Raw genomic sequence first — 25,756 nt, forward strand, 5'->3', positions numbered from 1 at the left:
GTGATCGCCTCGCCGCCGGTACCCGGCTGAGCCGCGGGTTCAGGACAGCGCCGGCAGCACCTCGTCGGTCCAGAACCGGAAGAACTTCTCGTGGTTCCCGCCGACCTGCTGGACGTAGAGCTCGTCGAACCCGGCGTCGACGAACGCCTTCGCGGCCTCGACGTAGGGCTGCGGGTCCGGGCCGCACGGCATCTGCATCGCCTCGCGCGGCACGAGCGTCACGGCGTCGGCGAAGTCCTGGGGGCGGGGCAGCGTCTGCGCGAGCTGGCCGGGCAGCATGTCGTTGGCCCACAGGCGGTGCGCGGTCTCGCGCCCGGCCTCCTCGGTCTCGGCCCAGCAGACCTTGATGCCGCCCTGGACGGGCTTGTCGCCGCCGCCGGCCTCGCGGAAGGTGCGGACGAGGTCGGCGTCGGGCGAGACCGTGCAGAAGCCGTCGCCGATGCGGCCGGCCAGCTCGGTCGCCTGCGGGCCGAACCCGGACACGTAGATCGGCACGGGCTGTTCGGGGAGCGTGTAGATGCGGGCGTCCTGCACCTCGTAGTGCTCGCCGTGGTGGCTGATCTGCTCGCCCTCGTGCAGCAGCCGGATCAGCCCGACCGCCTCCTCCAGCATCGCCAGGCGCACCCCGACCGAGGGCCACGGGTCGCCGAGGATGTGCTCGTTGAGCGCCTCGCCGCTGCCGACGCCGAGCACGAAGCGGCCCTCGAGCTGCACGGCGGCGGTGGCCGCGGCCTGCGCGATCACCGCGGGGTGGATGCGCATCGTCGGGCACGTGACCGACGTCGTCACCGGGACCGAGACCGCCTCCGACAGTGCGCCGATGACCGACCAGACGAACGGGCTCTGGCCCTGCTCGTCGGTCCACGGGTGGAAGTGGTCGGAGATCCACAGCCGGTCGAAGCCGGACTGCTCCGCGGCGCGCGCCTGCGCCACCAGCTCGCGGGGTCCGTACTCCTCGCAGGACAGGAAGTAGCCGAAGCTCGTCATGGCCGGCGGATACCCGGTGCGGCGCGCAGCAACCCGGGGCGCCGCCGTCGGGGGATCGTCAGCCCGGGGCCGGGGTGCGCCCGCGGTGCTCGCCCGGATCGGGGCGGAACAGCTCGGGACGCAGCGCGACGATCTCGCGCAGGGCGGGCGCACCGACCCCCACCTCCACCGCCGGCGGCCCGGGCTGCGCGGGCAGCACGACCTCCGTCGTCGCCTCCGGGGCGACCGGCCGCAGGTCGTGCAGCGCCGACTCCACGGTGGGGTACGAGGGGAACCGGCAGAGGACCTGGCGGACGCGCAGCGGCAGCACGAGCAGCCGGCTGGAGCAGCCCGTCAGGTACAGCTCGACGCCCGCCGCGCGGCTCGCCGGGGGCAGGCAGCGCAGCAGGTCGAGCGCCGCGGGGTCGAACCCGGCGACCCCGGACAGGTCGACCAGCAGGAACCGCGTGTCCCGCAGGCCCGAGGTCACCAGCAGCAGCTGGGACTCCACGACCCGCACCAACCGTGCCGCGCCCACCACGTCCAGGTACCCGTTGACCCACAACACCCGGACGGCCGGATCCGGCACGTCCACCGACAGCTGCACCGTTGTGTGCACGTCCACCTCCCGAGGTGGCGACGGTGCCACCGTATCGGGGGTTCCCCGTCTGCGGCGGACCACACGTCGCCGGGCATCCCGTTCAGCCGGACCCCGACCAGCCGCGCCCCCGGTCAGCCGGAGCGGCGGCGGGCCACGAGCACCGCGGCGGCGACGGTCGCGAGGGCGGCCGCGGCGACGATGCCCGGCTGCTCGCGGACCGTGGCCGCGACGGCGGGGGCGCGGTCGTCGAGGGTGGCGCGGGCGCGGGCGAGTCGGGTGCGGGCGAGCGCGGTGGCCTCGTCGCGGCGGGCGCGGACGCGGGCCGGCACGTCGACGCGTGCGGCCAGCTCCTCCACGGTGTCGCCGAGGTCGGTGCGCAGGGCGTCGAGCTCCGCGCGGGCGTCGTCGCTCATCGCCGCACCGCCGCCTTCACGGTCTCGACGTCGCGCCCGATCCCGGCCGCGGCCTGCTGCGGCACCGGCGGCACGGCGTCGCGGACGCGGTTGCGCCCGGCCAGCGCGAGGACCCCGGCCACCACGAACAGGACCGCGGCGACGGCGAGTGCCGCGAGCCACACCGACAGGACGGTGGCGAGACCGGCGACGGCGGCCGCGACGAGCGCACCGAGCCCGTAGACGGCGAGCAGCCCGCCGGCCCCGGCCATCCCCGCACCCACCCCGGCGCGCTTGCCCTTCTCCGACAGCTCGGCCCTCGCGAGCGCCAGCTCGCCGCGCACCAGCTCCCCCACCTGCGCGGACAGCCGGGTCACCAGCTCCCCGGTGGACAGGTCGGCCGGCTCGGCCGGTCGTACGACGTCAGTGGTCATGGGGCCGCGTACCCCGCGGGGCGGGCCCGCACGCGGGCGTCACCCGGAGGGGTGGTGCGACCGGCCCTTGACGCACCCCCACCCCTCCGTGCATCGTCCCGTACACAGTACGACCCGTTGAGGGTCGGCGTCCGGGAGTCCCGCGGCCGCCCGCCCGCGCCGTGAGGGAGACCCCCATGACCTCGTCCGACCCGGGCACCGCCGACTACGTCGTGGTGGGCGGGGGCACCGCGGGCTGCGTGCTCGCGCGGCGCCTGCTCGAGCGCACCGACGGCACCGTCCTGCTGCTGGAGGCGGGTGGCGACCCCGACGGCATCGACACCGTGTCGGCGCCGCACCGCTGGGTCGAGAACATCGGCGCCGCCCACGACTGGGGCTACACCTACGCCCCGACCGGGCACGTGGCCGGCCGGACGCTGTTCCTGTCGCGCGGGAAGGTGCTCGGCGGGTCGGGCAGCACGAACGCGCTGGTGTGGGTGCGCGGACACCGCGCCGACTACGACGGGTGGGCCGCGGCGGGCGCGCGGGGCTGGGACCACGCGTCGGTGCTCCCCCACTTCCGCGACTGCGAGGACTGGGAGGACGGGGCGTCGGAGCAGCGCGGCGCGGGCGGGCCGGTGCGCATCGAGCGCCCGCGCGACCTGCACCCGGTGGCCGCCGCGCTCGTCGAGGCCGGCGTCTCCTACGGCATGCCCTACCTCGACGACGTCAACGTCCCTGAGCCGTGCGGCGTCGGCCCGATCAACACCGACGCCTCCGGGGGCGTCCGCACCAGCACCTGGACCGGGCACCTGCGCCCGGTCCTGGGTCACGAGCGGCTCACCGTCGTCACCGGCGCGCGGGCGACCCGGCTGGTGATCACCGGCGGGCGCTGCACCGGGGTCGAGTACCTCCGCGACGGGGCGCCCGCGACGGTGTCGGCGGGCCGAGAGGTCGTGCTCGCCGCCGGCGCGATCGACAGCCCGAAGCTGCTGCTGCTCTCCGGCGTCGGCCCGGCGGAGCACCTGCGGGCGGTGGGCGTCGACCCGGTCCTGGACCTGCCCGGCGTCGGGCGCAACCTGCAGGAGCACCCCATCCTGGGCGGGGTGTGCTTCGCCGCGCGCGAGGCGCTGCCGCCGCCGAACAACAACCTCGAGGGCACGACGGCGTTCTGGCGCAGCGACCCCTCGCTCGCCGTGCCGGACCTGCAGTTCGTCGCCGTGCAGATCCCCTACGTCTCGCCCGAGGTGGCCGCGCGGTTCCCGGTGCCGGAGAACGCCTTCGTCATCGCCCCCGGACTGATGACGGTGGCCAGCCGCGGCTTCCTGGGGCTCACCGGGCCCGACGGCGGGCTGCACGTCCAGCCGAACATGCTGGCCGAGCAGGCCGACGTCGACGCGCTGGTGAGCAGCGTGGAGATCGCGCTGGACCTGGCCGCGCAGCCGGCGTTCGCGAAGCTCGTCGAGCGGCGGACGGCGCCGGGCGAGGACACGAGCCGGGCGGCCCTGGTCGACTTCGTGCGACAGGCGGCGATGCCCTACTTCCACCCCGTCGGCACCTGCGCGATGGGCGTGCACGACGGGGCCGTCGTCGATCCGGACCTGCGGGTGCGCGGCGTCGACGGCCTGCGCGTGGCCGACGCGTCGGTCATGCCCACGATCACCTCGGCCAACACCAACGCCCCGACGGCGATGATCGCCGAGCGCGCCGCCGCGCTCATCGCGGCCGGCTGACCCCCGCCCGGCCGGCCGCGGCCCCGTCCCGCCGGGGCGGGGCCGCTCCCGTCCACCCCCTCCCCAGGGCGCTGGTCATCCTGTACCGTACTAAGTACCGAACGAAGGAGGGACGATGCCGGAGACCGACGACGGGGTCCTCGACCTGGAGGTCGTGGGCCTGCGCCGCGAGTCCGACGGCGTGCTGTCGGTCGAGCTCGCCGACCCGCAGCGCCGTCTGCTCCCCCGCTGGGAGCCCGGGGCGCACATCGACCTGGGCCTGCCCGGCCACGTGCGGCAGTACTCGCTGTGCGGCGACCCCGCCGACCGGCGCCGCTACCGCGTCGCGGTGCTGCAGGAGCCGCGCTCGGCGGGCGGCTCGCGGTTCGTCCACGAGCGGCTGCGGCCCGGCGACGTCGTCGAGGTGGCGGGGCCGCGCAACCACTTCCCCCTCGTCGACGCCCCGCGCCACCTGCTGGTCGCGGGTGGCATCGGGATCACCCCGCTGCTCGCCATGGCCGCGGCGCTGCACGGGCGCGGGGCCGACTGGCGCCTGGTCTACGGCGGGCGCCGGCGGGCGTCGATGGCGTTCCTCGGCGAGCTGGCCCGCTACGGCGCGGCCGTCGACGTCGTCCCCGAGGACGAGCGCGGCCGCCTCGACCTCGACGGGCTGCTCGGCGCGCCGCAGGAGGGCACCGCGGTGTACTGCTGCGGTCCCGAGGCGCTGCTCGGCGCCGTCGAGCAGCGCTGCCGGACCTGGCCCGCGGGGTCGCTGCACCTCGAGCGGTTCGCCGCGAAGGCCCGTGACGACACCGACCTGCGCGCCTTCGACGTCGTCCTGCGCCGCTCCGGGCTGCGCCTGGCGGTGGGCCCGGCCGACTCCGCGCTCGACGTCCTCGACGCCGCCGGTGTCGTCGTCCCCAACGCCTGTCGCGACGGGGTGTGCGGCAGCTGCGTCACCCGCGTGCTGTCCGGCGTGCCCGAGCACCGCGACTCGCTGACCGACCCCGACCGCACCGACGTCCTGCTGCCGTGCGTCTCCCGCGCGCGCGGCCGCGAGCTGGTGCTGGACCTGTGAACCCCCTGGAGGCAGCCGTGACCGCAGCGCCCGACGCCGAGACCCCGAGACGCCCGCGCCGCGCCCGGGCCGAGGTGCCCGCCGAGCCCGGCCCGCCGGTGCAGGAGGGCGCCGACTGGCACACCTGGCCGACCTACGACGCCGCCGAGTTCGGCTTCCGCGACCACTGGTACCCCACGATCTGGGCCCACCAGGTCGGCGAGAAGCCCGTGCCGGTGACGGTGTGCGGCGAGAAGATCGTGCTGGTGCGCGACGGCGACGTCGTGCGCGGGCTGCACGACCGGTGCCCGCACCGCGGCGTGCCGCTGTCGCTGGGCCGCCGCCAGTTCCCGGGAACGATCAGCTGCCCGTACCACGGCTGGACCTACGGCCTGTCCGACGGCGCACTGCGCGCCGTCATCACCGACGGGCCCGACTCGCCCATCTGCGGGCGCGTCTCGGTGGCGACCTACCCGGTCGTCGAGCGGATGGGGCTGCTGTTCGTCTGGATCGGCACGCTCGCCGAGGGCGAGGAGCCCCCGCCGGTGGAGCGCGACATCCCGGCCGAGCTGAACGACAACGCCTTCGTCCTGGGCGGGCGCACCGAGATCCGCAAGGGCAACTGGCGCTTCGCCGCCGAGAACGGGTTCGACGAGGGCCACGCCAAGTACCTGCACAACACGGCGCTGTGGCGGCTGTTCAAGGTCATGCCGACGTGGAACCTCACCCGGATCGTCGAGCGCGACGGCTGGCTCATCCGCGTGCAGGACGAGGTGCACTGGGACGCCGAGTTCCCCGGCGTCGGCCGCTTCACCAACAAGCGCTGGTGGAAGCGGGCGCCGCTGCCCGACCGCCCGGGCAAGAACGGCGACGCCAACCCGGTGATCGCCGCGCTCGACCTGCCCGGCTTCGTCTCCATCCGGCTGCCCGGCATCCTGCGCGTCGCGTACCCGCAGTTCATCCACTACGAGTGGTACGTGCCGGTCGACGCCGACCACGTCCGGTACGTGCAGCTCATGGTGCGCTTCGAGACCGGGGCGAAGGCGCTGGCGTTCAAGGCGCGCTACCTCGCCGCGATCCGCTGGCTGTTCCACGGCCAGTTCACCGCGCAGGACGCCTGGATGGTCGACGTCATGGACTCCCCGCCCGAGCGGCTCTACCGCCCGGACCTGTCGCTGACGGCGTGGCGGCGGCACGTGGAGAAATCCGACGTCGTCGTGCAGCCCACCGCGCCGCGGCGCGGGCACTGATGCCCGCTCCCGCCGTCGCGCACACCCTGACCGGGCCGCCCGACGGACCATTCACGCTCGTCCTGCACGGCGGCGGGCCCGGCTGCCACTCGGCGTCGGACTTCGCGGGGGTGCTGGCCCTGCGCCGCGACCGGCGCCACCTCGTCGTCGACCTGCCCCGCTACGGCGCCTCCGCCGCCCTCGACGACGACGGCCCCGCGCTCACCGGGTACGCGCGCGCCCTGGCGGGGCTGCTCGACCGGCTCGGCGTCGGGGAGGTCGACGTGCTCGCCCAGTCCCTGGGCGGGGCGGTCGCGCTGCGCCTGGCCGCCGACGAGCCCCACCGGGTGCGGCGGATGCTCGTCATCGGCAGCACCCCGGTCCCGGGCGCCGACGCCGCACTGGGCGCGCGGGTCCGCGCCGGCTACTACGGCGGGAGCGGCCCCGACCCGGAGAAGATGCGCCGGCTCATCGCCGAGCTGGAGTGGCACGACGGCGACGCCGTGCCCGCCGCCACGGTGCGGGCGCGGTACCGGGCCAGCACCACGCCCGTCGCGCTGGCCACGGCGACGGGCGGGCGCGGCGCCCCCGAGGACCTCACCGACGCGCTCCCCCGCGTCGCCGCCCCGGTGCTCGTCGTGCACGGGCGCCACGACCCCTTCGCGACCCCCGCCTACGCCGCCGCGCTGGCCGACGCGCTCCCCGCGGGCGACCTCGCCGTCCTCGGACGCACCGCCCACCACCCCCAGGCCGAGCGGCCCGACGCCGTGGCCGCGCTCGCCGCCGCCTTCCTCGATCCCAGGAGCTGATCCCGTGCCCCGCCCCGCCCTCGCCGCCGTCACCGCCGCGCTCGCGCTCGCCGTCGCCGCGCGCACCGGCCTGCTCGCCCGCCTCGGGCGCGGCACCACCGTCCGCACCGTGCGGCCGCGCCCGTGAGCGCGCCCGCCCGCACGTCCCCGCTCCCCGCGGAGCAGCGCGCGTGGGTCGAGGCCGCGTGGGAGCGGATCACGCCGGCGCGGCTCACCGAGCTCGTCGTCGGGATGGTCGACATCCCCAGCCCCACCGGCGAGGAGGCCCCGCTCGCCCGCTGGCTCACCGGGCGGCTCGCCGACGCCGGGCTGGAGGCCACCTACCAGGAGATCGACGACCGGCAGGGCAACGCGGTCGGGCGGCTGCGCGGCACCGGCGGCGGCGAGGACGTCCTGCTCTACGCCCCCATCGACACCCTCACCGTCGGCGACGCCGACGAGGACGTCCCGTGGATCGGGCCGCAGCTGCGGGCGGACATGGTGCCGGCGGCGCAGGTCCACGGCGACCACGTCCTCGGGCTCGGCGCGAGCAATCCCAAGGGCCACGGCGCCGCGGTCGTCGCGGCGGCCGAGGCGATCGCGGCCGCGGGGATCCCGCTGCGCGGCGACCTGCTCGTCGGCCTGGGCGCCGGCGGGATGCCGACGAACGGGCGCACCGCCCGCGGCCTCACCCGCCGCAACACCGGCCAGGGCGTCGGCTGCTCGTTCCTGCTGGAGCAGGGCGTGTGGGCCGACCACGCGGTGATCGCCAAGCCCGGCTGGGCCGTCGCCTTCGAGGAGGTGGGCCTGTGCTGGTTCGAGGTGCGCGTGCGCGGCAGCTTCTCCTACGTCGGCAGCCGCCACCGGATGCCCTACCGCAACCCGATCGCCCACGCCGCCACCGTGATCACCGCGCTGGAGCGCTGGTTCCCCGAGTACAGCGCCCGGCACACCGACGGGCTGGTCGCGCCGCAGGGCATCGTCGCCGCCGTCGAGGGCGGCTGGCCGCGGATGGCGTCGGTGACCCCGGCGCTGTGCCGCTTCCACGTCGACCTGCGCACCAGCCCCCGCTCCACGCCCGCCGAGGTGCGCCGCGAGTTCGGCGCCGCCCTGGACGCGATCACCGCCGCGCACCCGGAGATCGAGCTGGACTGGGACATGGTGCTGGCGATCCCCGGCACGCACACGCCGCCCGACGCCCCGGTCGTCCGGGCCGCGACCGACGCCTGGGAGGAGCTGGCCGGGCGCCCGCACGAGCCGATCATGGCCAACAGCGGCGCCACCGACGCCAACATCCTGCGCGCCCGCGGCCTGCCCACCGCCCGGATCGGGATGGACCGGATCGGCCCGGACGCCCCGCTGCCGCTGGACTTCCCGTCCGGCATGAACGTCGTCGACGTCCGGGAGGCCGTCCGGCTGACCCGCCACCTCGTCCGCACGGCCGTCGCGCTGTGCTCCCGGGAGAGCTGATGAGCGAGATCGTGATCGGCGTCGGGGCGTCGCACAGCACCCTGATGAACACGCACTGGGCCGAGGTCGACCACCTGCCCGCCGCCCACGCCTTCCGCGACGGCCTCGCCGCCGCCCGCGACGCCCTGGCCGCCGCCCGGCCCGACGCGGTGGTCGTGCTGGGCTCCAACCACTTCCGCGGCATGTTCCTCGACCTCATGCCGGCGTTCACCGTCGGCGTCGGGGAGGTGCTGGGCGCGGGCGAGGCCGGGACGCCCGCCGGGCCGCTGCCCGTCGACACCGCGCTGGCCCGCACCGTCGTCGACGGGCTGGTCGGGGCCGGGTTCGACCCGGCGTTCTCGCTGCGGCTCACCGTCGACCACGGCGTCACCCACGCCCTGCAGCACCTGGTGCCCGCGCTCGACGTGCCGGTGGTCCCGGTCGTGATGAACATGTTCGCGCCGCCGCTGCCCCCGCTGCGCCGCTGCCACGACCTGGGCACCGCGCTCGGGGCCGCGCTGCGCGCCGACGGCACCGACCGGCGGATCGCGGTGATCGCCTCGGGCGGGCTCTCGCACCGGCTGCCGTGGCCCAAGTGGTTCGCCGCGCTGAGCGACGACGACCGGTTCCTCGTCGAGGCCTGGCTGGAGGGCCGGGGCTCGTGGGGCGACTACGAGGTCCGGCGCCGGGAGATCATCCGCGCGGCGAAGCCGGACATCAACCCCGCCTTCGACGCCTGGTTCCTCGGCCTGCTCGAGACCGGCGACCTCTCGGCGGTGCTGGACCGCACCAGCGACGAGATCGACGACGAGGCCGGCAACGGCGCGCAGGAGATCCGCGCCTGGGTCGCGATGGCCGCCGCGCTGACCGGCGCGGGCGGCCCGCCCACCGGCACCACCCTCGCCTACGCCGAGATCCCCCAGTGGCTCACCGGCATGGGCGTGTCCCTGCTCCGCCCGAACCCCCTGGCCCCCTGCCCCCTCGCCCCCGTAGTGGAGACCGCGTCATGACCATCTGGACCGACCTCGCCGGCACCGACTTCGAGGTGTCGCACGCCCCCGTCGGCGGCACCCCCACCCGCGTCCTGCGCGCCGGCACCGAGGGCGAGCACGTGGTCCTGCTGCACGGCACGAGCGGGCACCTGGAGGCGTTCGTCCGCAACATCCCGGCGCTGTCGGCGAAGTTCCGGCTGCACGCCCTCGACATGCTCGGCCACGGCTGGACCGACAACCCCGGCGGCGACCTGCGCATCCCCCGCTACGTCGACCACGTGCTCGCCTACCTGGACAGCCGGGGCATCGAGCGCGCGAGCTTCGTCGGGGAGTCGCTCGGCGGCTGGGTCGCCGGCCGGCTCGCCGCCGACCACCCCGAGCGGGTCGGGCGCCTCGTGCTCGTCGCGCCGGGCGGCACCGTCGCCAACCCCGAGGTGATGGACCGCATCCGCACCAGCACCCGCACCGCCGTCCTCACCGACGACCGCGCGCTCACCCGCCGCCGCCTCGAGCTGCTCATGCACGACCCGGCGAACGTGAGCGACGAGCTCGTCGACGTCCGGCACGCGATCTACCACCGCCCGCAGTTCGTCGCGGGCATCGACGAGCTGCTGTGCCTGCAGCAGATGGACAACCGCACCGAGGACCTGCTCAGCCCCGAGCAGATGGCGCGCATCGCCGCCCCGACGCTGATCGTGTGGGGCGCGCAGAACCCGTTCGGCGACGTGCCCGAGGCCCACCGGATGCAGCAGAGCATCCCGGGAGCGGAGCTGGAGATCCTCCCCGAGTGCGGGCACTGGCCCCAGCACGAGCACAGCGCCCGGTTCGACGAGCTCGCCACGGCGTTCCTGGCATGAGCACGCGCACGAGGGTCGGCCTGCGCGTCCCGCCGTGCGCGCCCGTGCCCGAGCTGGCCGCCTTCGCCGCCGAGGCCGAGCGCCGCGGGGTCGACGAGGTGTGGTTCCCGGACTCGCAGCTGCTGTGGCGCGACGTGTTCGCCGTGGCGTCCGCCGCGGTCGCGGCCACGTCCCGGATCACCATCGGCACGGCGGTCTCCAACGTCAGCACCCGGCACCCGGCCGTCGTCGCGTCGGCGGCGCGGACGGTGGCCGAGCAGGCGCCGGGCCGGTTCGTGCTCGGGCTGGGCGTCGGCAACAGCTCGGTGCTGCCGGTCGGGCTGCCCCCGAGCACCGGCGCGGAGCTGCGCGCCGGGATCGGGGTGGTCCGCGCGCTGCTGGCGGGCGACGAGGTCGACTTCGGCGGCGTCTCCTCGCGGCTGCGCGACCCCGTCGCGGTGCCGGTGCACGTGGCGGCGAGCGGGCCGCGGAACCTGCGGCTGGCCGGAGAGCTCGCCGACGGGGCCATCCTGCTCTCCGGCGTCGCCCCGGCCCCGCTGGCCGCGGCGACCGCACGGGTGCAGGAGGGCGCTGCGGCCGCGGGCCGCCCGCACGTCCCGATGACGGTGTCGGCGTTCTGCCGCGTCACCGACGACGTCGAGCGCGACGCCCACGAGCTCAAGCCGATCTGCGCCGCCATCGCCCAGAACGGCGGCGCGCAGTTCCTCGCGCTGGCCGGGGTGCACGTCGACGTCCCGGCGCACGTGCCGGGCGTCTACCCCGACCTGGTGCACGCCGAGGACTGGGACGCGGCGGTCCGCGCGTGCGACCCGTACGTCTCCGACGCCGCGGTGGCCGCGTTCGCGCGGGGGTTCTGCCTGTTCGGCACGGCGAAGGAGATCGTCGCGCGGATCGGGGAGGCGGCCGACGCGGGCGCCGACGCGGTGTTCCTGCAGCACGTCGGCTCCTACGACCTGCCGCACGCGCTGCTCGACGACCTGGCCGCGCAGGTGCTGCCCCTGCTGCGCGCATGATCCGGCCCCGCTCGTGATCCGGCTCCGTCCGTGACCCTCCTCGCCGACCTGTCCGACCGCGCCCGGGCCGCCGCCAGCGACGCCGTCGGCCCGGTGCTCGCGGAGGCGGCGCGGCACGTGCGCGACACGGCGGCCTGCGTCGCGTCCGGGTCGACCCACCCCCTCGCCGCCCGCTGGGTGCCGCTGCTGCCCGCGTCGCCCGGCGGCGTCGCGGCACTCGGCGCTGCCGGGGCGTGGGCGGTGGCGACGGCCGTCGAGATCGACGCCACGCTGGCCCACGTCGACGAGTTCGACGCGCTGCACGGGCCCGCGGCCGTCGCGCCCGGGGCGGTCGTGGTGCCCGCGGCGCTGCACGTCGGACGCGCGGTCGGCGCGGGCGGGGCGGACGTCCTGCGCGCGGTCGTCGCCGGGTACGAGGCCGTCGCCGAGGCGTCGCTGCGGTTCGGCGGGCCGGCCCTGTACGCGGCGGGCTGGTGGCCCACGGCGCTGTTCGGCGCGCTCGGCGCGGCCGCCGCGACGGCCCTGCTGCTCGACCTCGACGGGCCGACGACCACCACCGCGCTCGCCCTGGCCGCGGCCCCGCTGGGTGGCCTGCTCAGCACCGACGAGCTGGGCGATGCCCACTACCTGCTCTGCGGGCGCGCCGCCGCGCACGGCGTCGGGTCCGCGCAGGCCGCCGCCGCGGGCCTCACCGCGAGCCCTGCTCTGCTCGACGCCGGGCCGCTCGGCCCGCCCCGGCCGCCCTCCGCGCCCGGCCCCCCGCACCTGCTCGGCACCGCCCTGAAGTCGTGGCCGTGCGCGCGGCCGCTGCACACCGCGCTCGCGGCGCTGGCCGAGCTCGGGGCCGACGGGGCCGAGGGACCGGTGCGGATCGCGCTGCCCACCGCCGCGCTGCGGTTCGTCACCGCCGAGCGCCGTCCCGCCGGACCGGCCGAGGCGGCGGCGAGCGCCGCCGTGGCCGTCGCCGGGGCGCGCGCCGGGCGGGCGCGCGACCCGGGCTGGTACCGCGACCCCGGCCCCGCCGCCGACGTCGTGCTGGACACCGACGCCGACCTCGACGCCGTGTTCCCGGCCCGCTGGGGCGCCGTCGTCACGGTCGGCGGGGCGAGCCGGCGCGTGCTGGTCGCCCCCGGCGACCCGGACCGTCCGCTGTCGGCGGACGCGCTGCGCGCCAAGGCGTCCCGGCTCCTCGGCACGGATCCCGCGGACGACCGGATCTCCGCCGTCCTCGGGCTGGCCGGCTCGCCGCACGTCGGACCGGTCCTGGACGGGCTGCTCAGCGCGGCGGGCCCCGGCGGGCCGGCCGCAGACCGACGTGGAACGCTTGTACCGGACGATGTACCGGCAGGGTCCGACGAGGAGGCACGATGGCGCGCACGGCCGGGGGGCGCAGCACGCCCCTGACCCCGGAGCGGATCATCGACGCCGCCCTGCGCATCTCCGACGCCGAGTCCGACCTCGACCGGCTGACGGTGCGGCGGCTCGCGGCCGAGCTCGGCGTCGGCACGATGACGCTCTACAGCTACTTCCGCAGCAAGGACGAGATCCTCGACGCGATGGCCGACCACGTCCTGGGCCGCATGTGCCTGCCCGCCGAGCCCGCCGCCGGGCCGGCCGAGGCGCTGCGCGGCGTCGCCGACGCGTTCCTCGCGATGATGCGCGAGCACCCCAGCGTCGTGCGCCTGCTCGCCACCCGCATCACCAACAGCCACACGGCGCTGCGCGGCGCGATGGAGTCGGTGCTCGCGCACCTCGTGGCGTCCGGCATCCCCGGGCCGACGGCCGTGCGCTGCTACGGCTTCCTCATCACCTACGCCATCGGCTTCGTCAGCTACCAGACCCCGCGTCCGTGGGGCCACCAGGCCGTCGAGGAGTCCGCCGAGGTCCGCCGCCAGCGCAGCCACTTCTACGCCGGGCTGCCGCTCGAGGAGTTCCCGCAGATGGTGGCGCTGGCCGAGCACCTCGTCGACCTGCCCGGCGACGAGCAGTTCCACGCCGGAGTCGACGCGTTCGTGGAGTCGGTCGTGCGCGGTCTGGACAGGTCCGCGACCGGGACGTGACCGGGGTCGTCATGCGGCTCCCTTGACCACCCGTGTGCTCGTCGTACAAAGTACGGAGATGACGCGCACCCGCCTCGTGGTCAACGGATCGGCCGTGGAGGTCGACGCTCCCGGGCTCCGGTCCCTGGCCGACGTCCTGCGCGCCGACCTCGGGCTCACCGCCGCCAAGCTCGCCTGCGGGCGCGGGGAGTGCGGCGCCTGCACGGTGCTCGTCGACGGCCTCCCCCGCACCTCCTGCACGACGCCCGCGGCGCTGGTCCGCGGCGAGGTGTGGACCAGCGAGGGACTGGCCGGCGAGAGCGCCGACCTGCGCGCGCGCTTCGCCGACACCGGCGCCTTCCAGTGCGGGTTCTGCACGCCCGGCCAGGTCGTGCACGCCACGGCGCTGCTGCGCGAGGGCCTGCACGCGCTGCCGCCCGACGAGCGGCGGGAGCGGGTACGGACGGCGCTGTCGGGCAACGTCTGCCGGTGCACCGGCTACCAGGCGATCGTCGAGTCCGTCTGCGGCGTCGCCGAGGAGCGGGGAGCATGAGCGTCGGCGACCGCGTCCGCCCGATCGACTGGGACGCCCGCAGCACCGGGCTCGTGGCGTTCACGGCGGACCTGCCCGGTGATCATCGACGCGGCGACCACCTGCACGGCGCGATCCTGCGCTCGCCCCACCCCCACGCCGCGATCACCGCGCTCGACACGAGCGCCGCGCGGGCCCTGCCCGGCGTCCACGCGGTGATCACCGCCGCCGACTTCGCCCCCGGGATCCGCTACCTGCACCGCGGCGGCCCGCTGTCGGACCGGCCGCCGCTGGCCGACGGCGTGGTGCGCCACGTCGGGCAGGAGGTCGCCGCCGTCGCCGCGGAGACCCCGGAGCAGGCCGCCGCCGCACTGCGCGCGATCCGGGTCCGCTACCGGCGCCTGCGCGCCCCCCTGACCGTCACGGCGTCCCGCGCGCCGGGCGCACCGCGGCTGCACGAGCGCACGACCGCCGAGCCGAACGTGTCGATGCTGCTGCGCACCGACTGGGGCGACCCGGACGCCGGGCTGGCCGCCGCGGCCGTCACCGTCGAAGGGCGGTTCGTGCACCCGAGCGTCGCGCACGCGTGCATGGAGCCGAGCACGACGCTGGCCGCCTGGGACGCCGGGCGCGGCGTCGTCGAGCTGTGGACCTCGACCCAGGCGCCCTGGTTCATCGCCAAGGAGGTCTCCCACCTGCTCGGGCTGGAGCACGACCAGGTCGTCTGCCGCGAGGTGGCCGTCGGGGGCGGGTTCGGGCAGAAGTCGAAGGCGGCCGAGCACGAGGTGCTGGCCGCCGCCCTGTCCCGCGCGGCCGGGCGGCCGGTGCTGGTGGAGCTCAGCCGCGAGGAGGAGTTCGCCGCCAACAAGCCGCGGCACCGGTTCGAGACCGTGCTGCGGACCTCCGCCGACGCCGACGGCCTGCTGCGCGCGCTGGAGGCCGACGTCGTCGTCGACAACGGCTCCTACAACCACATGGGCACCTCGGTGATGCGCGTCGGCGTGATCACGCTGGGGTCGATGTACCGGCCCGACGGGGTGCGGTTCGCGGCGAGGCTGGTCGACACGGCCACGCAGCCGGGCGGGCAGTTCCGGGGCTACGGGACGCCGCAGGTCTCGCTGGCGATGGAGCAGCAGGTCGACGAGGTGGCCGCCCGGCTCGGGGTCGACCCGATCGAGCTGCGGCTGCGCAACCTCGCGCCGGAGCACGCGAGGGCGCTGTGCGGCTACGAGGTCACGACCTCGCGCCTGGGCGACTGCCTGGTCGCCGTGCGCGAGGGCCTCGACTGGGAGCGGGCGCGGGCCGCCCGGCCGGTCGGCCCCGTCGCGCGCGGGTGGGGCGTCGCGGCCGGCACGCACGGCAGCGGGGCCTACGCCTACGAGCACGCCGACCGCAGCGACGCCGCCGTCGACCTGTTCGCCGACGGCCGCGCCCGCGTCCGGTACGGCGGCACCGACGCCGGCACCGGGCAGAGCACGATCCTCGCCCAGATCGCCGCGCAGGAGCTCGGGCTCGACCTCGCCGACGTCGCGGTGCTCTCCACCGACTCCGAGCGCACCCCGTTCGAGCTGGGCGCCTGGTCCTCCCGCGGCACGCACATGACGGGGTCGTCGGTCGGGCTCGCCGCGCGCGAGCTGGCCGACCGGCTGCGCGCGCTGGCCGCGGAGAAGCTCGGCGTCGACGCGGACGCGGTGCGGCTCTCCGGCGGCCGGGCCGTCGCGGGGGACGACGCCGTCGACCTGGGCGACCTCGTCGGGCTCGCCGACGACGCCGTCGACGGCGTGCTCAGCCACGAGAGCAGCTACCGCGTCGAGGGCACCGAGATGCTCACGCCCGACCGCGACACCGCGAACCTCTCCCCGACGTACGCCTTCGCCGCGCACGGCGCCGTGGTCGAGGTCGACCGGCGCACCGGCAAGGTCCGCGTCGTCGACTACCTGGCCGCGCACGACGTCGGGCGCGCGCTCAACCCGACGGCCGTCGAGGGGCAGATCGTCGGCGGCGCCGCGATGGGGCTGGGCGCGGCACTGGGCGAGGAGCTCGTCCGCGAGGGCGGGCGGGTCGTCACGTCCTCCTACCTGCACTACGCCATGCCGCGCAGCGCCGACCTGCCCTCGATCCGCGCGGTCGTCGTCGACGCGCACGACGCGGCCGGGCCCTACGGGGCGAAGAGCGTCGGCGAGATGTCGATCATCCCGCCGGGGGCGGCCGTCGCGAACGCCGTGTTCGACGCCGTCGGCGTGCGGATCCGCGAGCTGCCGATCACCCCGGACAAGGTGCTGTCCGCCCTGGCCGCGCAGGAGGGCCGCACGCGCGACCACCGCATCCGGTTCCGGCCGGGCCGCTGGTGGGTCGCGGCGATCCGCTGGTTCTACCCGCGCGGGCTGCACCACGTCCTCGACACCTACGGCACCCGGCTGGGACGCGCCCACCGGGCCCGGTCGCGTCTGCCGGCCCCGGAACCGGTGCTGCACGCGCCCACCGGGCTCGACGAGGCCCTCACCCTGCTCGCGACGCCCGGCGCCGCCCCGCTGGGCGGGGCCACCGACGCACCCGTCGAGCGGCGGCGCGAGACCCGCCCGGCGCCCGTCCTGGTCTCCGTGGCGGCGGTGACCGGGCTGCGGCCGATCAGCCGCACTCCCGCGGGTCTGCGCATCGGCGCCGCGGCCACGCTCGCCGAGCTGGCCGCGCACCCGGACGCCCCGCCCGCGCTGGCCGCGGCGGTGGCGACGATCGCCTCCCCGCAGGTCCGCGCGGCGGCCACCGTCGGCGGCAACCTGGTGCAGGCCAAGCGCTGCTGGTTCTTCCGCAACGGGTTCGACTGCTACAAGCGCAGCGGCGCCACCAGCCCCTGCTACGCCGTGCTGGGCGACCACCGGTTCCAGCACGCGGTGGTCGACGGCCACCGCTGCCAGGCCGTCACGCCCTCGGACCTCGCGACCGTGCTCGTCGCCCTGGACGCGAGCGTCGAGGTCGACGGCGGGCGCACGCTCCCGATCGGGGAGTTCTACACCGGCCCCGGTGAGACCGTGCTGCGCGACGGCGAGCTCGTCACGGCCGTCACGGTGCCGGAGGCGGCGCTGCGCCGGCACACGGCGTTCACGAAGCTCGCGCTCTACACCGGCGACTTCGCGACGGCGTCGGTGGCGCTGGCCGTCGACCGCGACCCCGACGGCGCCTGGCGCGACGCCCGGATCGTGCTCGGCGCGATGGCCCCGGTGCCGCTGCGGATGGTCGCCGCCGAGGCGGAGGTCCGCGCCGCGGGCGCCGTCACGCCCGGCGTGCTGCGCCGCGCCGTCGACCGCGAGCTCGAGCGCACGGCGCACCCGCTGGCCGGGAACGCGTGGAAGGTCGACGCCGCCGCGGGCCTCGCCGAACAGGCCGCGGAGCAGCTCGCGACCCCGCGGGCCCTTGACGCCGTGCGGCGTGCCGTACATAGTACGACCACCACGGCGTAGGACACACGATCGTCACCGCAGGGACACCTGCAGGCGTCGTCGTACTTAGTACGGTCAGGATCACGACGGGAGCCGGAGTGACCAGGAGCCCCGTTCCCCCGAGCAGTGAGGACCCCATGACGACGCTCTCCCGGCCCACCGAGCAGGCCACCGGGACCACCCCGCAGCCACCGCTGCTCGCCATCCGCGATCTGGCCAAGCAGTACTCCGCGGGCGGACCCCACGTCTGCCGCGACCTGTCCTTCGAGGTGCACCGCGGCGACTTCCTGGCGATCGTCGGGCCGTCGGGCTGCGGCAAGTCCACGCTGCTGCGGATGATCAACGGGCTGCTCGAGCCCACCACGGGCGAGGTCCTGCTCGACGGCGCGCCCGTCACCGCTCCCCCGCCGGAGATGGCGCTGGTCTTCCAGGACTACACCCGCTCGCTGTTCCCGTGGCTGACCGTCGCGGGCAACGTCGGCTTCCCGCTCGTCAAGCGCGCCGACCTCGACGCCGCGACGAAGCAGGTCCGCACCGACGAGGCGATCTCCGCCGTCGGGCTCGCCGGCTTCGAGGACTACCACCCCTACCAGCTCTCCGGTGGCATGCAACAGCGTGTCGCCATCGCCCGCGCGCTGGCCTTCCGGCCGGAGATCCTGCTGCTCGACGAGCCGTTCGCCTCGGTCGACGCGCTGACCAAGGAGAGCCTGGAGGACCTGCTGCTGGTCATCCAGGAGCGCTACGGCACCACCATGCTGCTCGTCACGCACGACATCGACGAGGCGGTCTACCTGGCCGACCGGGTCGAGGTGCTCAGCCCGCCGCCGTGCCGGGTCGTCCGCGACCTGACGATCGACCTCGCCCGGCCGCGCAACCAGATCCGGACGCGCGGCGAGGCCCCCTTCCTCGCCGCCCGCGCCGCCATCCACGAGCTCGTCGGGCTCGACCAGCAGCGCGCCGCCGGCGCCTGACCCCGCCCCCGCCCCCGCCCCCGCCCCCGCCCGGAGGACCACCATGACCGCCCGCACCCGCCACGTCGCCCTCACCGCGACCGCCCTGCTCGGCACCGCCCTGCTCACCGCCTGCGGAGGCGCCGCCGCGCCCGTCACCGGCGAGGACGGCCGCACCACCCTGACGATGGCCACCGTCGCCTCCGACTCCTGCGCGCAGGGCTTCTTCGGCGTCGACCAGGGCATCTTCGCCGCCCACGGCATCGACGTGACGCTCGACGTCGTCGCCGGGGTGCCCGAGCTCGCCGCCGCCGTCACCTCCGGCCAGGCCGACGTGGCGTGCAGCGCGCCGACCGCCATCGCCAGCGGCGTCAGCCAGGGCCTGCCGTTCACGATGATCGCGCCCGGCATCGCGTACACGGAGGACAACCCGGGGTCGAACCTCGTCGTCCCCGCCGGGAGCACCATCGCCGGCGTGGCCGACCTGCCGGGCACGACCGTCGCGGTGAACGCGCTCAACACCCTGCCCCACCTCGCGAGCCGCGCGATGCTCGAGGACTCCGGCGTCGACCCGGAGAGCGTGACGTTCGTGAACCTCGCCTTCCCCAACATCGCCCAGGCGATGGAGACCGGGCAGGTGCAGAGCGGCGTGCTGCAGTCGCCGTTCACCGAGAACGAGGAGGCCGCGGGCGGTCGGACCATCGGCAGCCCGTACGACTACGTCAACGGTGGACAGCCCTTCGTCTACACGGTGTGGTTCGGCACCACCGAATTCGCCGGTCAGAACCCCGAGGTCGTCACGACGCTCCGCGAGGCGATGGCCGAGGTGAGCGAGTGGGCCAACGACCCCGCCAACGCCGACGCCCGCCGCGCCAGCCTCGCCGCGGCCACCGGCCAGACCGCGGCCACGGCGAGCACCTCCCGGCTCTCGAACTACGGCACCGAGCTCACCCCGGAGTCCATCCAGAGCCAGCTCGACCTGCAGGTGCGCTTCGGCACGCTGCCCGAGCCCGTCGACGCGGCCACGCTGATCGCCGCGGGCTCGACGTCGTGACCGTCGCCCCGGTGGCGGCGCGCCCGGGGGCCTCGACTCCCGGGCGGCGCCGCCGCGGTGTCAACCTGCGCGGCGCGGCGTTCGTCGTCGGGCTGGTGCTGGCCCTGGAGGTCGGCACCGCGGTCCTGGGCTCGCGGTTCTTCCCGCCGCCGAGCCGGATCGCCGTGGCGCTGGTGGAGCAGCTCGCCGACGGGCGGCTGGCGTCGGCGCTGCTGGAGACCGTGCTCAGCGTCGCCGGCGGGCTGGCCGCGGCGTCCGTCGTCGGCGTGCTGGTGGGGCTGCTGCTCGGCAGCTCCGACCGCCTCTACGCGGTGCTCCGCTGGGTCATCGAGTTCCTGCGGCCGCTGCCGTCGGTGTCGCTGGTGCCGTTCGCGATCCTGCTGCTCGGCGTCGGCCCGACCACCACGATCGCCGCGGCGGCCTACGCGGCGCTGTGGCCGGTGCTGTTCAACACCTACTACGGCGTGCGCGACGTCAACCCGGTCGCGATCGACAGCGCCCGCACGTTCGGGCTGACGCGCGCCGAGGTGCTGCGCCGCGTCGTCCTGCCGCTGGCGCTGCCCGGGATCCTCACCGGCATCCGCGTGGCGTCGGCGATCGCGCTGGTCCTGGTGATCACCGTCGAGCTGCTGACGGCGGCCGGGGGCGTCGGCTACTTCATCTCCTTCATGCAGTCCGCGATCCGGGTCCCTGAGATGTACGCGGGCGTGCTCGTCGTCGGCGTGCTGGGCTACCTGATCGCGCTGGGCGTGCAGGCGCTGGAGCGCAGGCTGCTGTTCTGGAACCGGCCCGGAGGCGACCGCTGATGACCACCACCCTGCCCGCCCGCGCCTCGCGCAGCGGCACCGCGCTCCCCCGCTGGGTCTCCGGCGTCCTGCCCGTCCTGCTGCTCGGGCTGTGGGAGCTGGCCGGGCGCGTCGGCGGCAGCGTCTACCTGCCGCCGCTGTCGAAGGTGCTGGGCCGCTTCGCGCGCGACTGGTTCCCCGACGTCATCGTCCACGACCTGCTGCCCAGCCTCGGCCGCTTCGCCGTCGGGTTCCTCGGCGCGGCGGTGATCGGGATCGTGCTCGGCCTGGCGATCGGGATGTCGCGGACGCTCGACGACTACCTCCGCCCGACTCTGGAGTTCCTCCGCGCCCTGCCCGCCGTGGCGATCCTGCCCGTGGCCGTGTTCGTCCTCGGCCTCGGCAACGCCATGCGGATCGCGGTGATCGTGTTCGGCGTCGTGTTCCCGGTGCTGGTCAACGCGACCGCCGGGGCCCGCGCGGTCCGTCCGGAGCGCGTCGACGCCGCCCGCATGTTCGGGCTGTCGCGCTTCGACATCGCCCGCCGCGTCGTCCTGCCCTCGGCCCTGCCCATGATCTCCGCGGGCCTGCGCGTGGCGCTGCCCATCGCCCTGATCATGACGGTGGTGTCGGAGCTGGTGGGCGGCCAGAACGGCCTGGGCTTCTACCTGACCTCCCACCAGCAGATGTTCGACATCCCCGCCATGTTCACCGCGGTCCTGGTGCTCGGGGTGCTGGGCAATCTCCTCAACGCCGGCTACTCGGCCGTCGAGGACCGGGTGCTGCACTGGGCGAAGCACGCCTGACCCGCCGTCCACCACTCCCGCGCGCCGAACCGGCTCCTGCGAGCCCCCGGCGGCGCGCGGGAGCGGGGAACGCGCGCGGGAGTCGGGAACGCGCGCGGGACGGCCGGGCCGCAGCGCCAACCGGCGTTGATCGGCGAGAGTGCGCCACCACGGTCGTTGTCGGGGCCGCTACGTCACACTCCCGACGATCACCGCACCCGGCCGTCCCGCCATCAGCCCTTGATCGGCGGGAGTGCGACACCACGGTCGCCGGCGGGGCCGCCACGTCACACTCCCGACGATCACGTGGCCGACGCCGCCACGAGCCCCCCACCGTGTGCGCGCGGCCTCCCCACCCCTCCCGCGCGCCGAACCGGCTCCCGCGCGCTGAACCGGCTCCCGCGCGCCCCCGGGGCCGCGCGGGAGCTCGGAACGCGCGCGGCAGACGGGAACGCGCGCGGGACGGCCGCGGGCCCGCCCGGCGGTCAGCGCGGGTACCGGCCGCGACAAGCCCCGGTCATCACCCTGCCCGGCCGCCCCGCCCACCGCCCTTGATCGCCGAGAGTGCACCACCACGGTCGCCGACAGGGCCGCCACGTCACACTCCCGACGATCACCGCGCCCGACCGTCCCGCCATCCGCCCTTGATCGGCGGGAGTGCACCACCACGGTCGCCGGCAGGGCCGCCACGCCACACTCCCGACGATCACTCCGCCCCGGCCGCCGCGGCAGCGCCACCCTCGGCAGCCCCGCCGCGTCCCGCGCGCCGAACCAGCTCCCGCGCGCCGAACCGGCTCCCGCGCGGCCCCGGGGCCGCGCGGGAGCTCGGAACGCGCGCGGCAAACGTGAACGCGCGCGGGACGGCCGCCGGCCGCGCGCCTGCATACCGCCGGCGGTCAGCGCGTGAACCGGCTGGGACAGCGTTTCGGTGATCATGCCCGACCGCCCGCCCACGGCCCTTGATCGCCGGGAGTGCACCACCACGGTCGCCGGCAGGGCCGCCACGTCACACTCCCGACGATCAGCCCGGCCACCGCCGCGAGCCCCGCCGCCGCCTCCCCCACCTTCCCGCGCACCCAACCGGCCTCCGCGCGCCCCCGACGCCACGCGGCAGACGTGAACGCGCGCGCCAGACGCGAACGCGCGCGGCACCGGGCGACTGGGAACGGGGCGTCAACGACTCTGCCCGCAGAGCCAAGCCCCGGACCCACCCCCGGGGGAAGGCTCCCGGCGAACCCCCACGGACCCACCACGCCGGAGGAACCCATGACCGCGGTGATCGAGCCGACCACCACGACCGTCCGCGCCGCCTGTCCGCACGACTGCCCGGACACCTGCGCGATGCTCGTGACCGTCGCGGACGGGAAGGCGGTGCGCGTCCAGGGCGACCCCGAGCACCCGTTCACGCGCGGCGGGCTGTGCGTCAAGGTCAACAACTACCTCGACCGCGTCTACGACCCGGGCCGCGTCCTGTTCCCGCTGCGCCGCACCGGCCCGAAGGGCAGCGGCAGGTTCGAGCGGATCACCTGGAAGGAGGCGATCCGGGAGATCGTCACGAAGTTCCGGGCCGCGGCCGACGAGTTCGGCCCCGAGTCGATCATGCCGGTGAGCTACCTGGGCACCCAGGGCATCCTCAACGGCCTCAACGTCGGCGACCCGTTCTTCGCGAAGCTGGGGGCGACGGTCTCCGAGCGCACCTACTGCGACGCCGGCTCCTGCACCGCCTACGCCATGACGATCGGCGACACCGCGGGCGTGGACCCCGAGAGCCTCGTGCACTCGAAGTTCATCCTCGTCTGGGCCTGCAACATCATGAGCACGAACCTGCACCTGTGGCCCTACATCGCCGAGGCCCGCAAGCGCGGCGCCAAGGTCGTCGTGGTGGACCCGGTCCGCACCCGCACCGCGGCCGCCGCCGACCAGCACATCGCGCTGCGCCCGGGCACCGACGGCGCGCTCGCGCTCGCGATGGCCAACGTCATCATCTCCGAGGGCCTGACCGACGCCGACTACGTCGAGAACTTCACCGTCGGCTACCCCGAGTTCGCCGACCGCGTCGAGCAGTACACCCCGGAGTGGGCCGAGACCGAGACCGGCGTGCCCGCGGAGACGATCCGCACGCTGGCCCGCGAGTACGCCGGCGCGCAGCCGTCGGTCATCCGGATCGGCGTCGCCGTCGAGCGGCACGCGGGCGGCGGCCAGGCCGTGCGCGCGCTGTCGTGCCTGCCCGGCCTGGTCGGCGCGTGGCGCAGGCCCGGCGGCGGCATCCTGCAGCTGCCGCTGTGGGCGTTCCCCGTCAACTGGGGCGCGTTCATGCACCCCGAGATGCTGACGCCCGGCACGCGCGTCGTGAACCAGTACCGCCTCGGCGCCGCGCTGGCCGGCGACCTGCCCGACGGCCCGCCGATCAAGGCGCTCATGGTCTACAACTCCAACCCCGTCGTCGTGTGCCCCGACCAGGACCGGCTCGTCGAGGGGCTGCAGCGCGAGGACCTGTTCACGGTCGTCTCCGAGCAGTTCATGACCGACACCGCCGACTACGCCGACATCGTGCTGCCCGCGACGACGCAGCTCGAGCAGGACGACATCATGTTCTCCTGGGGCCACCTGTTCGTGACCTACAACCACCGGTCGATCGACCCGATCGGCGAGGCGGTGCCCAACACCGAGATGTTCCGGCGCCTGGCCGCGGCCATGGGATTCGACGACCCGGTGTTCCGGCGGACCGACCAGGAGATGATCGCCGAGGCGTTCGACTGGTCGCACCCGCACATGGAGGGCATCACCGTCGAGTCGCTCAAGGAGAAGGGCTGGCAGCGGCTCAACGTCCCCTCGCCCGACGAGTACAGCCCGCACGCCGAGGGCAACTTCCCGACCGCGTCGGGCAAGGTCGAGTTCGTCGCCTCCGCCGCGGCGGGCGGCAACTTCGTCGTCCCGCTGTTCCGGCAGGGCTCCAACGACCACCAGCCCGGCCAGCCCGTCGACGCCCTGCCGCACTACATCCCGCCGCGCGAGTCGGCGCACACCAACCCGGAGCTCGCGGCCCGGTTCCCGCTGAACCTGCTGACGCCGAAGTCGCACGCCTACATCAACTCCAGCTTCGGCAGCCAGGCGTTCCACCGGCAGGCGCAGAAGGAGCCGAACGTGATCATCCACCCGGACGACGCCGCGGCCCGCGGCATCGCCGACGGCGCCCCGGTGCGGATCTTCAACGAGCGCGGCGAGTTCGTCGTCCTCGCGAAGATCGACGACAGCGTGCTGCCGGGCGTGGTCGTGTCGAGCATGGGCGGCTGGCGCAAGCACTCCAAGGCCGGGCAGACGCTGGCGTCGGTCAACCCCACCGAGTTCGCCGACCTCGGCAACGCGCCGACGTTCTCGGACACGCTCGTCGAGGTCGAGAGCGCCTGACGGCCGTGTCCGTCGACGCCCACCCCCACCCCGCCGCCCCGCCGCCGCACCGGTGCGGCGGCGGGGCGGGGCCCCTGCGCGACGTCGCCGCGCACGCCGCCCGCGCCGCGGCGCTCGTCGCGCCGGTCGGGTCCGAGACGCTGCCGCTGGCCGCCTGCGCGGGGCGGCGCCTCGCCGCGGACGTGCACGCCGTCGACGACCTGCCGGCCTTCGACAACTCCGCGATGGACGGCTACGCGCTGCGCATCGGCGACCTCGGGCCCGACGGCCTGCCGGTCACCGCGCACGTCCCGGCGGGCTCGGTCCCCGCGCCGCTGGCGCCCGGCACGGCGCAGCGCGTGATGACCGGGGCACCGCTGCCGGAGGGGGCCGACACGATCATCCCGGTCGAGCTCACCGACGACGGCCGCGAGCACGTGCGCGTGCTCGCGCCCGTCACTGCGGGGCGCCACATCCGCCGCCGGGGCGACGACATCCGCACGGGCGACGTCGTGCTGCGTTCGGGCACCGCACTCGGCCCGGCGCAGCTCGCTGCCGCGGCCGGGTGCGGGCTGGCGGTGCTGCCGGTGCACCGGCGGCTGCGGGTGGCCGTGCTGTCGGCGGGCTCCGAGCTCGTCGGCGCGGGCGGGCGCCGCGGCGCGGGGCAGACCCACGACAGCAACGGCGTGCTGCTCGTCGCCGCGCTGCGGGCCGCCGGGGCCGACGCCGAGCAGCTCCCGATCGTGCCCGACTCCCCCGCCGAGCTCGCCGCGCTGCTGGAGCGCCACCTCGACGGGATCGACCTGCTCGTCACCTCCGGCGGGATCAGCGCGGGCGACCACGAGGTCGTCCGCGACGTCCTCGGCCCGGCGGGCGTCGAGTTCGGGCCGGTCGCGCTGCGGCCCGGCGGGGCGCAGGGCCTGGGCACCCACCGCGGCGTCCCGGTGATCACGCTGCCCGGCAACCCCGTGGCGTGCTGGGTCGGCTTCGAGCTGTTCGTGCGGCCCGCGGTGCGGGCGGCGTCGAAACTGCCGCAGGACCGGGTGCGCCGCGCGGCCCGCGCGACCGTCGCGTTCCGGGCGTCACCGGGCCGGCACACCGTGGTGCCGGCGGTGCTCGACGAGCAGACCGGCGAGGTCGCCCCGGTGCCCTCGGCCGGCTCCCACTCGCTCCGCGCCCTGGCCGGGGCGAACTGCCTGGTGGAGCTGGACGGGACAGGCGCAGCAGCAGGAGAACAGGTGACCATCCTCCCGACGTCCTGACGGCTCACAACGCCCGCACTTCGGAGCCGGAACGCGGTTCGGGGACCCCCTCGGAG

The 25,756-nt window shown here is 75.9% G+C and carries 23 protein-coding genes; 19 read left to right on the plus strand and 4 right to left on the minus strand.

Going from position 1 to position 25,756, the window contains the following annotated elements:
- Positions 1-39: 39 nt before the first annotated feature.
- The 4 genes from I4I82_RS00205 to I4I82_RS00220 all read right to left on the minus strand — a co-directional run bounded on the left by I4I82_RS00205 (position 40) and on the right by I4I82_RS00220 (position 2,393).
- Positions 40-987 (minus strand): TIGR03557 family F420-dependent LLM class oxidoreductase, encoded by a 948-nt coding sequence (locus tag I4I82_RS00205; protein ID WP_218594327.1) that lies wholly within the window; start codon positions 985-987, stop codon positions 40-42.
- Positions 988-1,045: 58 nt separating this feature from the next.
- Entirely contained in the window at positions 1,046-1,585 is a 540-nt protein-coding gene (locus I4I82_RS00210) for an STAS domain-containing protein (protein WP_218594326.1), read from the minus strand.
- A gap of 113 nt (positions 1,586-1,698) precedes the next feature.
- Positions 1,699-1,980 carry a DUF3618 domain-containing protein gene (locus tag I4I82_RS00215; RefSeq protein ID WP_218594325.1) on the minus strand — a complete coding sequence of 94 codons (282 nt, stop codon included), beginning with the start codon at positions 1,978-1,980 and terminating at the stop codon, positions 1,699-1,701.
- Positions 1,977-2,393 carry a phage holin family protein gene (locus I4I82_RS00220; protein ID WP_218594975.1) on the minus strand — a complete coding sequence of 139 codons (417 nt, stop codon included), beginning with the start codon at positions 2,391-2,393 and terminating at the stop codon, positions 1,977-1,979. The genes I4I82_RS00215 and I4I82_RS00220 overlap by 4 nt, the downstream gene beginning before the upstream one ends.
- 176 nt (positions 2,394-2,569) lie before the next feature.
- Here I4I82_RS00220 and I4I82_RS00225 point away from each other — a divergent pair, with 176 nt between their 5' ends.
- From I4I82_RS00225 to I4I82_RS00310, 19 genes are all read left to right on the plus strand, one after another.
- Positions 2,570-4,105 carry a GMC family oxidoreductase gene (locus tag I4I82_RS00225; protein WP_218594241.1) on the plus strand — a complete coding sequence of 512 codons (1,536 nt, stop codon included), beginning with the start codon at positions 2,570-2,572 and terminating at the stop codon, positions 4,103-4,105.
- Between the two features lie 115 nt (positions 4,106-4,220).
- The gene (locus I4I82_RS00230) at positions 4,221-5,162 is read left to right on the plus strand and encodes a PDR/VanB family oxidoreductase (RefSeq protein WP_218594242.1); all 942 of its coding nucleotides are present in this window, start codon (positions 4,221-4,223) and stop codon (positions 5,160-5,162) included.
- 17 nt (positions 5,163-5,179) lie between these two features.
- Positions 5,180-6,391 (plus strand): Rieske 2Fe-2S domain-containing protein, encoded by a 1,212-nt coding sequence (locus I4I82_RS00235; protein ID WP_218594243.1) that lies wholly within the window; start codon positions 5,180-5,182, stop codon positions 6,389-6,391.
- Positions 6,391-7,179 carry an alpha/beta fold hydrolase gene (locus tag I4I82_RS00240; RefSeq protein WP_218594976.1) on the plus strand — a complete coding sequence of 263 codons (789 nt, stop codon included), beginning with the start codon at positions 6,391-6,393 and terminating at the stop codon, positions 7,177-7,179. Before I4I82_RS00235 ends, I4I82_RS00240 begins: the two co-directional genes overlap by 1 nt.
- Positions 7,180-7,183: 4 nt before the next feature.
- On the plus strand, positions 7,184-7,306 hold the full coding sequence (locus I4I82_RS34335; protein ID WP_267461565.1) for a hypothetical protein: 123 nt from the start codon (positions 7,184-7,186) through the stop codon (positions 7,304-7,306).
- Positions 7,303-8,628: a M20 family metallopeptidase gene (locus I4I82_RS00245; protein WP_218594781.1), complete on the plus strand. Its 1,326-nt coding sequence runs from the start codon at positions 7,303-7,305 to the stop codon at positions 8,626-8,628. Before I4I82_RS34335 ends, I4I82_RS00245 begins: the two co-directional genes overlap by 4 nt.
- Complete coding sequence (locus I4I82_RS00250) at positions 8,628-9,617, plus strand: DODA-type extradiol aromatic ring-opening family dioxygenase (RefSeq protein ID WP_218594977.1); 990 nt, start codon at positions 8,628-8,630, stop codon at positions 9,615-9,617. Before I4I82_RS00245 ends, I4I82_RS00250 begins: the two co-directional genes overlap by 1 nt.
- A complete protein-coding gene (locus I4I82_RS00255) occupies positions 9,614-10,456 on the plus strand; it encodes an alpha/beta fold hydrolase (protein WP_218594978.1) in 843 nt (280 codons plus the stop codon). The genes I4I82_RS00250 and I4I82_RS00255 overlap by 4 nt, the downstream gene beginning before the upstream one ends.
- The gene (locus I4I82_RS00260) at positions 10,453-11,469 is read left to right on the plus strand and encodes an LLM class flavin-dependent oxidoreductase (protein WP_218594743.1); all 1,017 of its coding nucleotides are present in this window, start codon (positions 10,453-10,455) and stop codon (positions 11,467-11,469) included. Before I4I82_RS00255 ends, I4I82_RS00260 begins: the two co-directional genes overlap by 4 nt.
- 30 nt (positions 11,470-11,499) lie before the next feature.
- Positions 11,500-12,873 carry an MmgE/PrpD family protein gene (locus tag I4I82_RS00265; RefSeq protein WP_218594979.1) on the plus strand — a complete coding sequence of 458 codons (1,374 nt, stop codon included), beginning with the start codon at positions 11,500-11,502 and terminating at the stop codon, positions 12,871-12,873.
- The gene (locus I4I82_RS00270; protein ID WP_218593895.1) at positions 12,837-13,529 is read left to right on the plus strand and encodes a TetR/AcrR family transcriptional regulator; all 693 of its coding nucleotides are present in this window, start codon (positions 12,837-12,839) and stop codon (positions 13,527-13,529) included. Before I4I82_RS00265 ends, I4I82_RS00270 begins: the two co-directional genes overlap by 37 nt.
- Positions 13,530-13,587: 58 nt before the next feature.
- Positions 13,588-14,061 carry a (2Fe-2S)-binding protein gene (locus I4I82_RS00275; protein ID WP_218593896.1) on the plus strand — a complete coding sequence of 158 codons (474 nt, stop codon included), beginning with the start codon at positions 13,588-13,590 and terminating at the stop codon, positions 14,059-14,061.
- Entirely contained in the window at positions 14,058-17,498 is a 3,441-nt protein-coding gene (locus I4I82_RS00280) for a molybdopterin cofactor-binding domain-containing protein (protein ID WP_218593897.1), read from the plus strand. The genes I4I82_RS00275 and I4I82_RS00280 overlap by 4 nt, the downstream gene beginning before the upstream one ends.
- A 116-nt stretch (positions 17,499-17,614) precedes the next feature.
- Positions 17,615-18,448: an ABC transporter ATP-binding protein gene (locus tag I4I82_RS00285; RefSeq protein ID WP_218594980.1), complete on the plus strand. Its 834-nt coding sequence runs from the start codon at positions 17,615-17,617 to the stop codon at positions 18,446-18,448.
- 43 nt (positions 18,449-18,491) lie between these two features.
- Positions 18,492-19,481, plus strand: a complete 990-nt coding sequence (locus I4I82_RS00290; protein ID WP_218594981.1) for an ABC transporter substrate-binding protein — start codon at positions 18,492-18,494, stop codon at positions 19,479-19,481.
- On the plus strand, positions 19,478-20,287 hold the full coding sequence (locus I4I82_RS00295; RefSeq protein ID WP_218594702.1) for an ABC transporter permease: 810 nt from the start codon (positions 19,478-19,480) through the stop codon (positions 20,285-20,287). The genes I4I82_RS00290 and I4I82_RS00295 overlap by 4 nt, the downstream gene beginning before the upstream one ends.
- Positions 20,287-21,072 (plus strand): ABC transporter permease, encoded by a 786-nt coding sequence (locus tag I4I82_RS00300; RefSeq protein WP_218594701.1) that lies wholly within the window; start codon positions 20,287-20,289, stop codon positions 21,070-21,072. Before I4I82_RS00295 ends, I4I82_RS00300 begins: the two co-directional genes overlap by 1 nt.
- Before the next feature lie 1,245 nt (positions 21,073-22,317).
- Positions 22,318-24,459 carry a molybdopterin-containing oxidoreductase family protein gene (locus I4I82_RS00305; protein WP_218594982.1) on the plus strand — a complete coding sequence of 714 codons (2,142 nt, stop codon included), beginning with the start codon at positions 22,318-22,320 and terminating at the stop codon, positions 24,457-24,459.
- A 5-nt stretch (positions 24,460-24,464) separates the two neighbouring features.
- A complete protein-coding gene (locus I4I82_RS00310) occupies positions 24,465-25,700 on the plus strand; it encodes a molybdopterin molybdotransferase MoeA (protein ID WP_226369802.1) in 1,236 nt (411 codons plus the stop codon).
- Positions 25,701-25,756: the final 56 nt, after the last annotated feature.

This window comes from Pseudonocardia oceani, from assembly GCF_019263585.2.
Taxonomy (GTDB): Bacteria; Actinomycetota; Actinomycetes; order Mycobacteriales; family Pseudonocardiaceae; genus Pseudonocardia; species Pseudonocardia oceani.

What these genes read in the sequence shown, in the direction of transcription:
- I4I82_RS00280 (WP_218593897.1), top strand. Translation starts at nt 14,058, where the DNA reads ATGAGCGTCGGCGACCGCGTCCGCCCGATCGACTGGGACGCCCGCAGC.
- I4I82_RS00205 (WP_218594327.1), bottom strand. Translation starts at nt 987, where the DNA reads ATGACGAGCTTCGGCTACTTCCTGTCCTGCGAGGAGTACGGACCCCGC.
- I4I82_RS00305 (WP_218594982.1), top strand. Translation starts at nt 22,318, where the DNA reads ATGACCGCGGTGATCGAGCCGACCACCACGACCGTCCGCGCCGCCTGT.
- I4I82_RS00275 (WP_218593896.1), top strand. Translation starts at nt 13,588, where the DNA reads ATGACGCGCACCCGCCTCGTGGTCAACGGATCGGCCGTGGAGGTCGAC.
- I4I82_RS00285 (WP_218594980.1), top strand. Translation starts at nt 17,615, where the DNA reads ATGACGACGCTCTCCCGGCCCACCGAGCAGGCCACCGGGACCACCCCG.
- I4I82_RS00300 (WP_218594701.1), top strand. Translation starts at nt 20,287, where the DNA reads ATGACCACCACCCTGCCCGCCCGCGCCTCGCGCAGCGGCACCGCGCTC.
- I4I82_RS00215 (WP_218594325.1), bottom strand. Translation starts at nt 1,980, where the DNA reads ATGAGCGACGACGCCCGCGCGGAGCTCGACGCCCTGCGCACCGACCTC.
- I4I82_RS00270 (WP_218593895.1), top strand. Translation starts at nt 12,837, where the DNA reads ATGGCGCGCACGGCCGGGGGGCGCAGCACGCCCCTGACCCCGGAGCGG.
- I4I82_RS00240 (WP_218594976.1), top strand. Translation starts at nt 6,391, where the DNA reads ATGCCCGCTCCCGCCGTCGCGCACACCCTGACCGGGCCGCCCGACGGA.
- I4I82_RS00225 (WP_218594241.1), top strand. Translation starts at nt 2,570, where the DNA reads ATGACCTCGTCCGACCCGGGCACCGCCGACTACGTCGTGGTGGGCGGG.
- I4I82_RS00260 (WP_218594743.1), top strand. Translation starts at nt 10,453, where the DNA reads ATGAGCACGCGCACGAGGGTCGGCCTGCGCGTCCCGCCGTGCGCGCCC.
- I4I82_RS00230 (WP_218594242.1), top strand. Translation starts at nt 4,221, where the DNA reads ATGCCGGAGACCGACGACGGGGTCCTCGACCTGGAGGTCGTGGGCCTG.
- I4I82_RS00220 (WP_218594975.1), bottom strand. Translation starts at nt 2,393, where the DNA reads ATGACCACTGACGTCGTACGACCGGCCGAGCCGGCCGACCTGTCCACC.
- I4I82_RS00250 (WP_218594977.1), top strand. Translation starts at nt 8,628, where the DNA reads ATGAGCGAGATCGTGATCGGCGTCGGGGCGTCGCACAGCACCCTGATG.
- I4I82_RS00255 (WP_218594978.1), top strand. Translation starts at nt 9,614, where the DNA reads ATGACCATCTGGACCGACCTCGCCGGCACCGACTTCGAGGTGTCGCAC.
- I4I82_RS00290 (WP_218594981.1), top strand. Translation starts at nt 18,492, where the DNA reads ATGACCGCCCGCACCCGCCACGTCGCCCTCACCGCGACCGCCCTGCTC.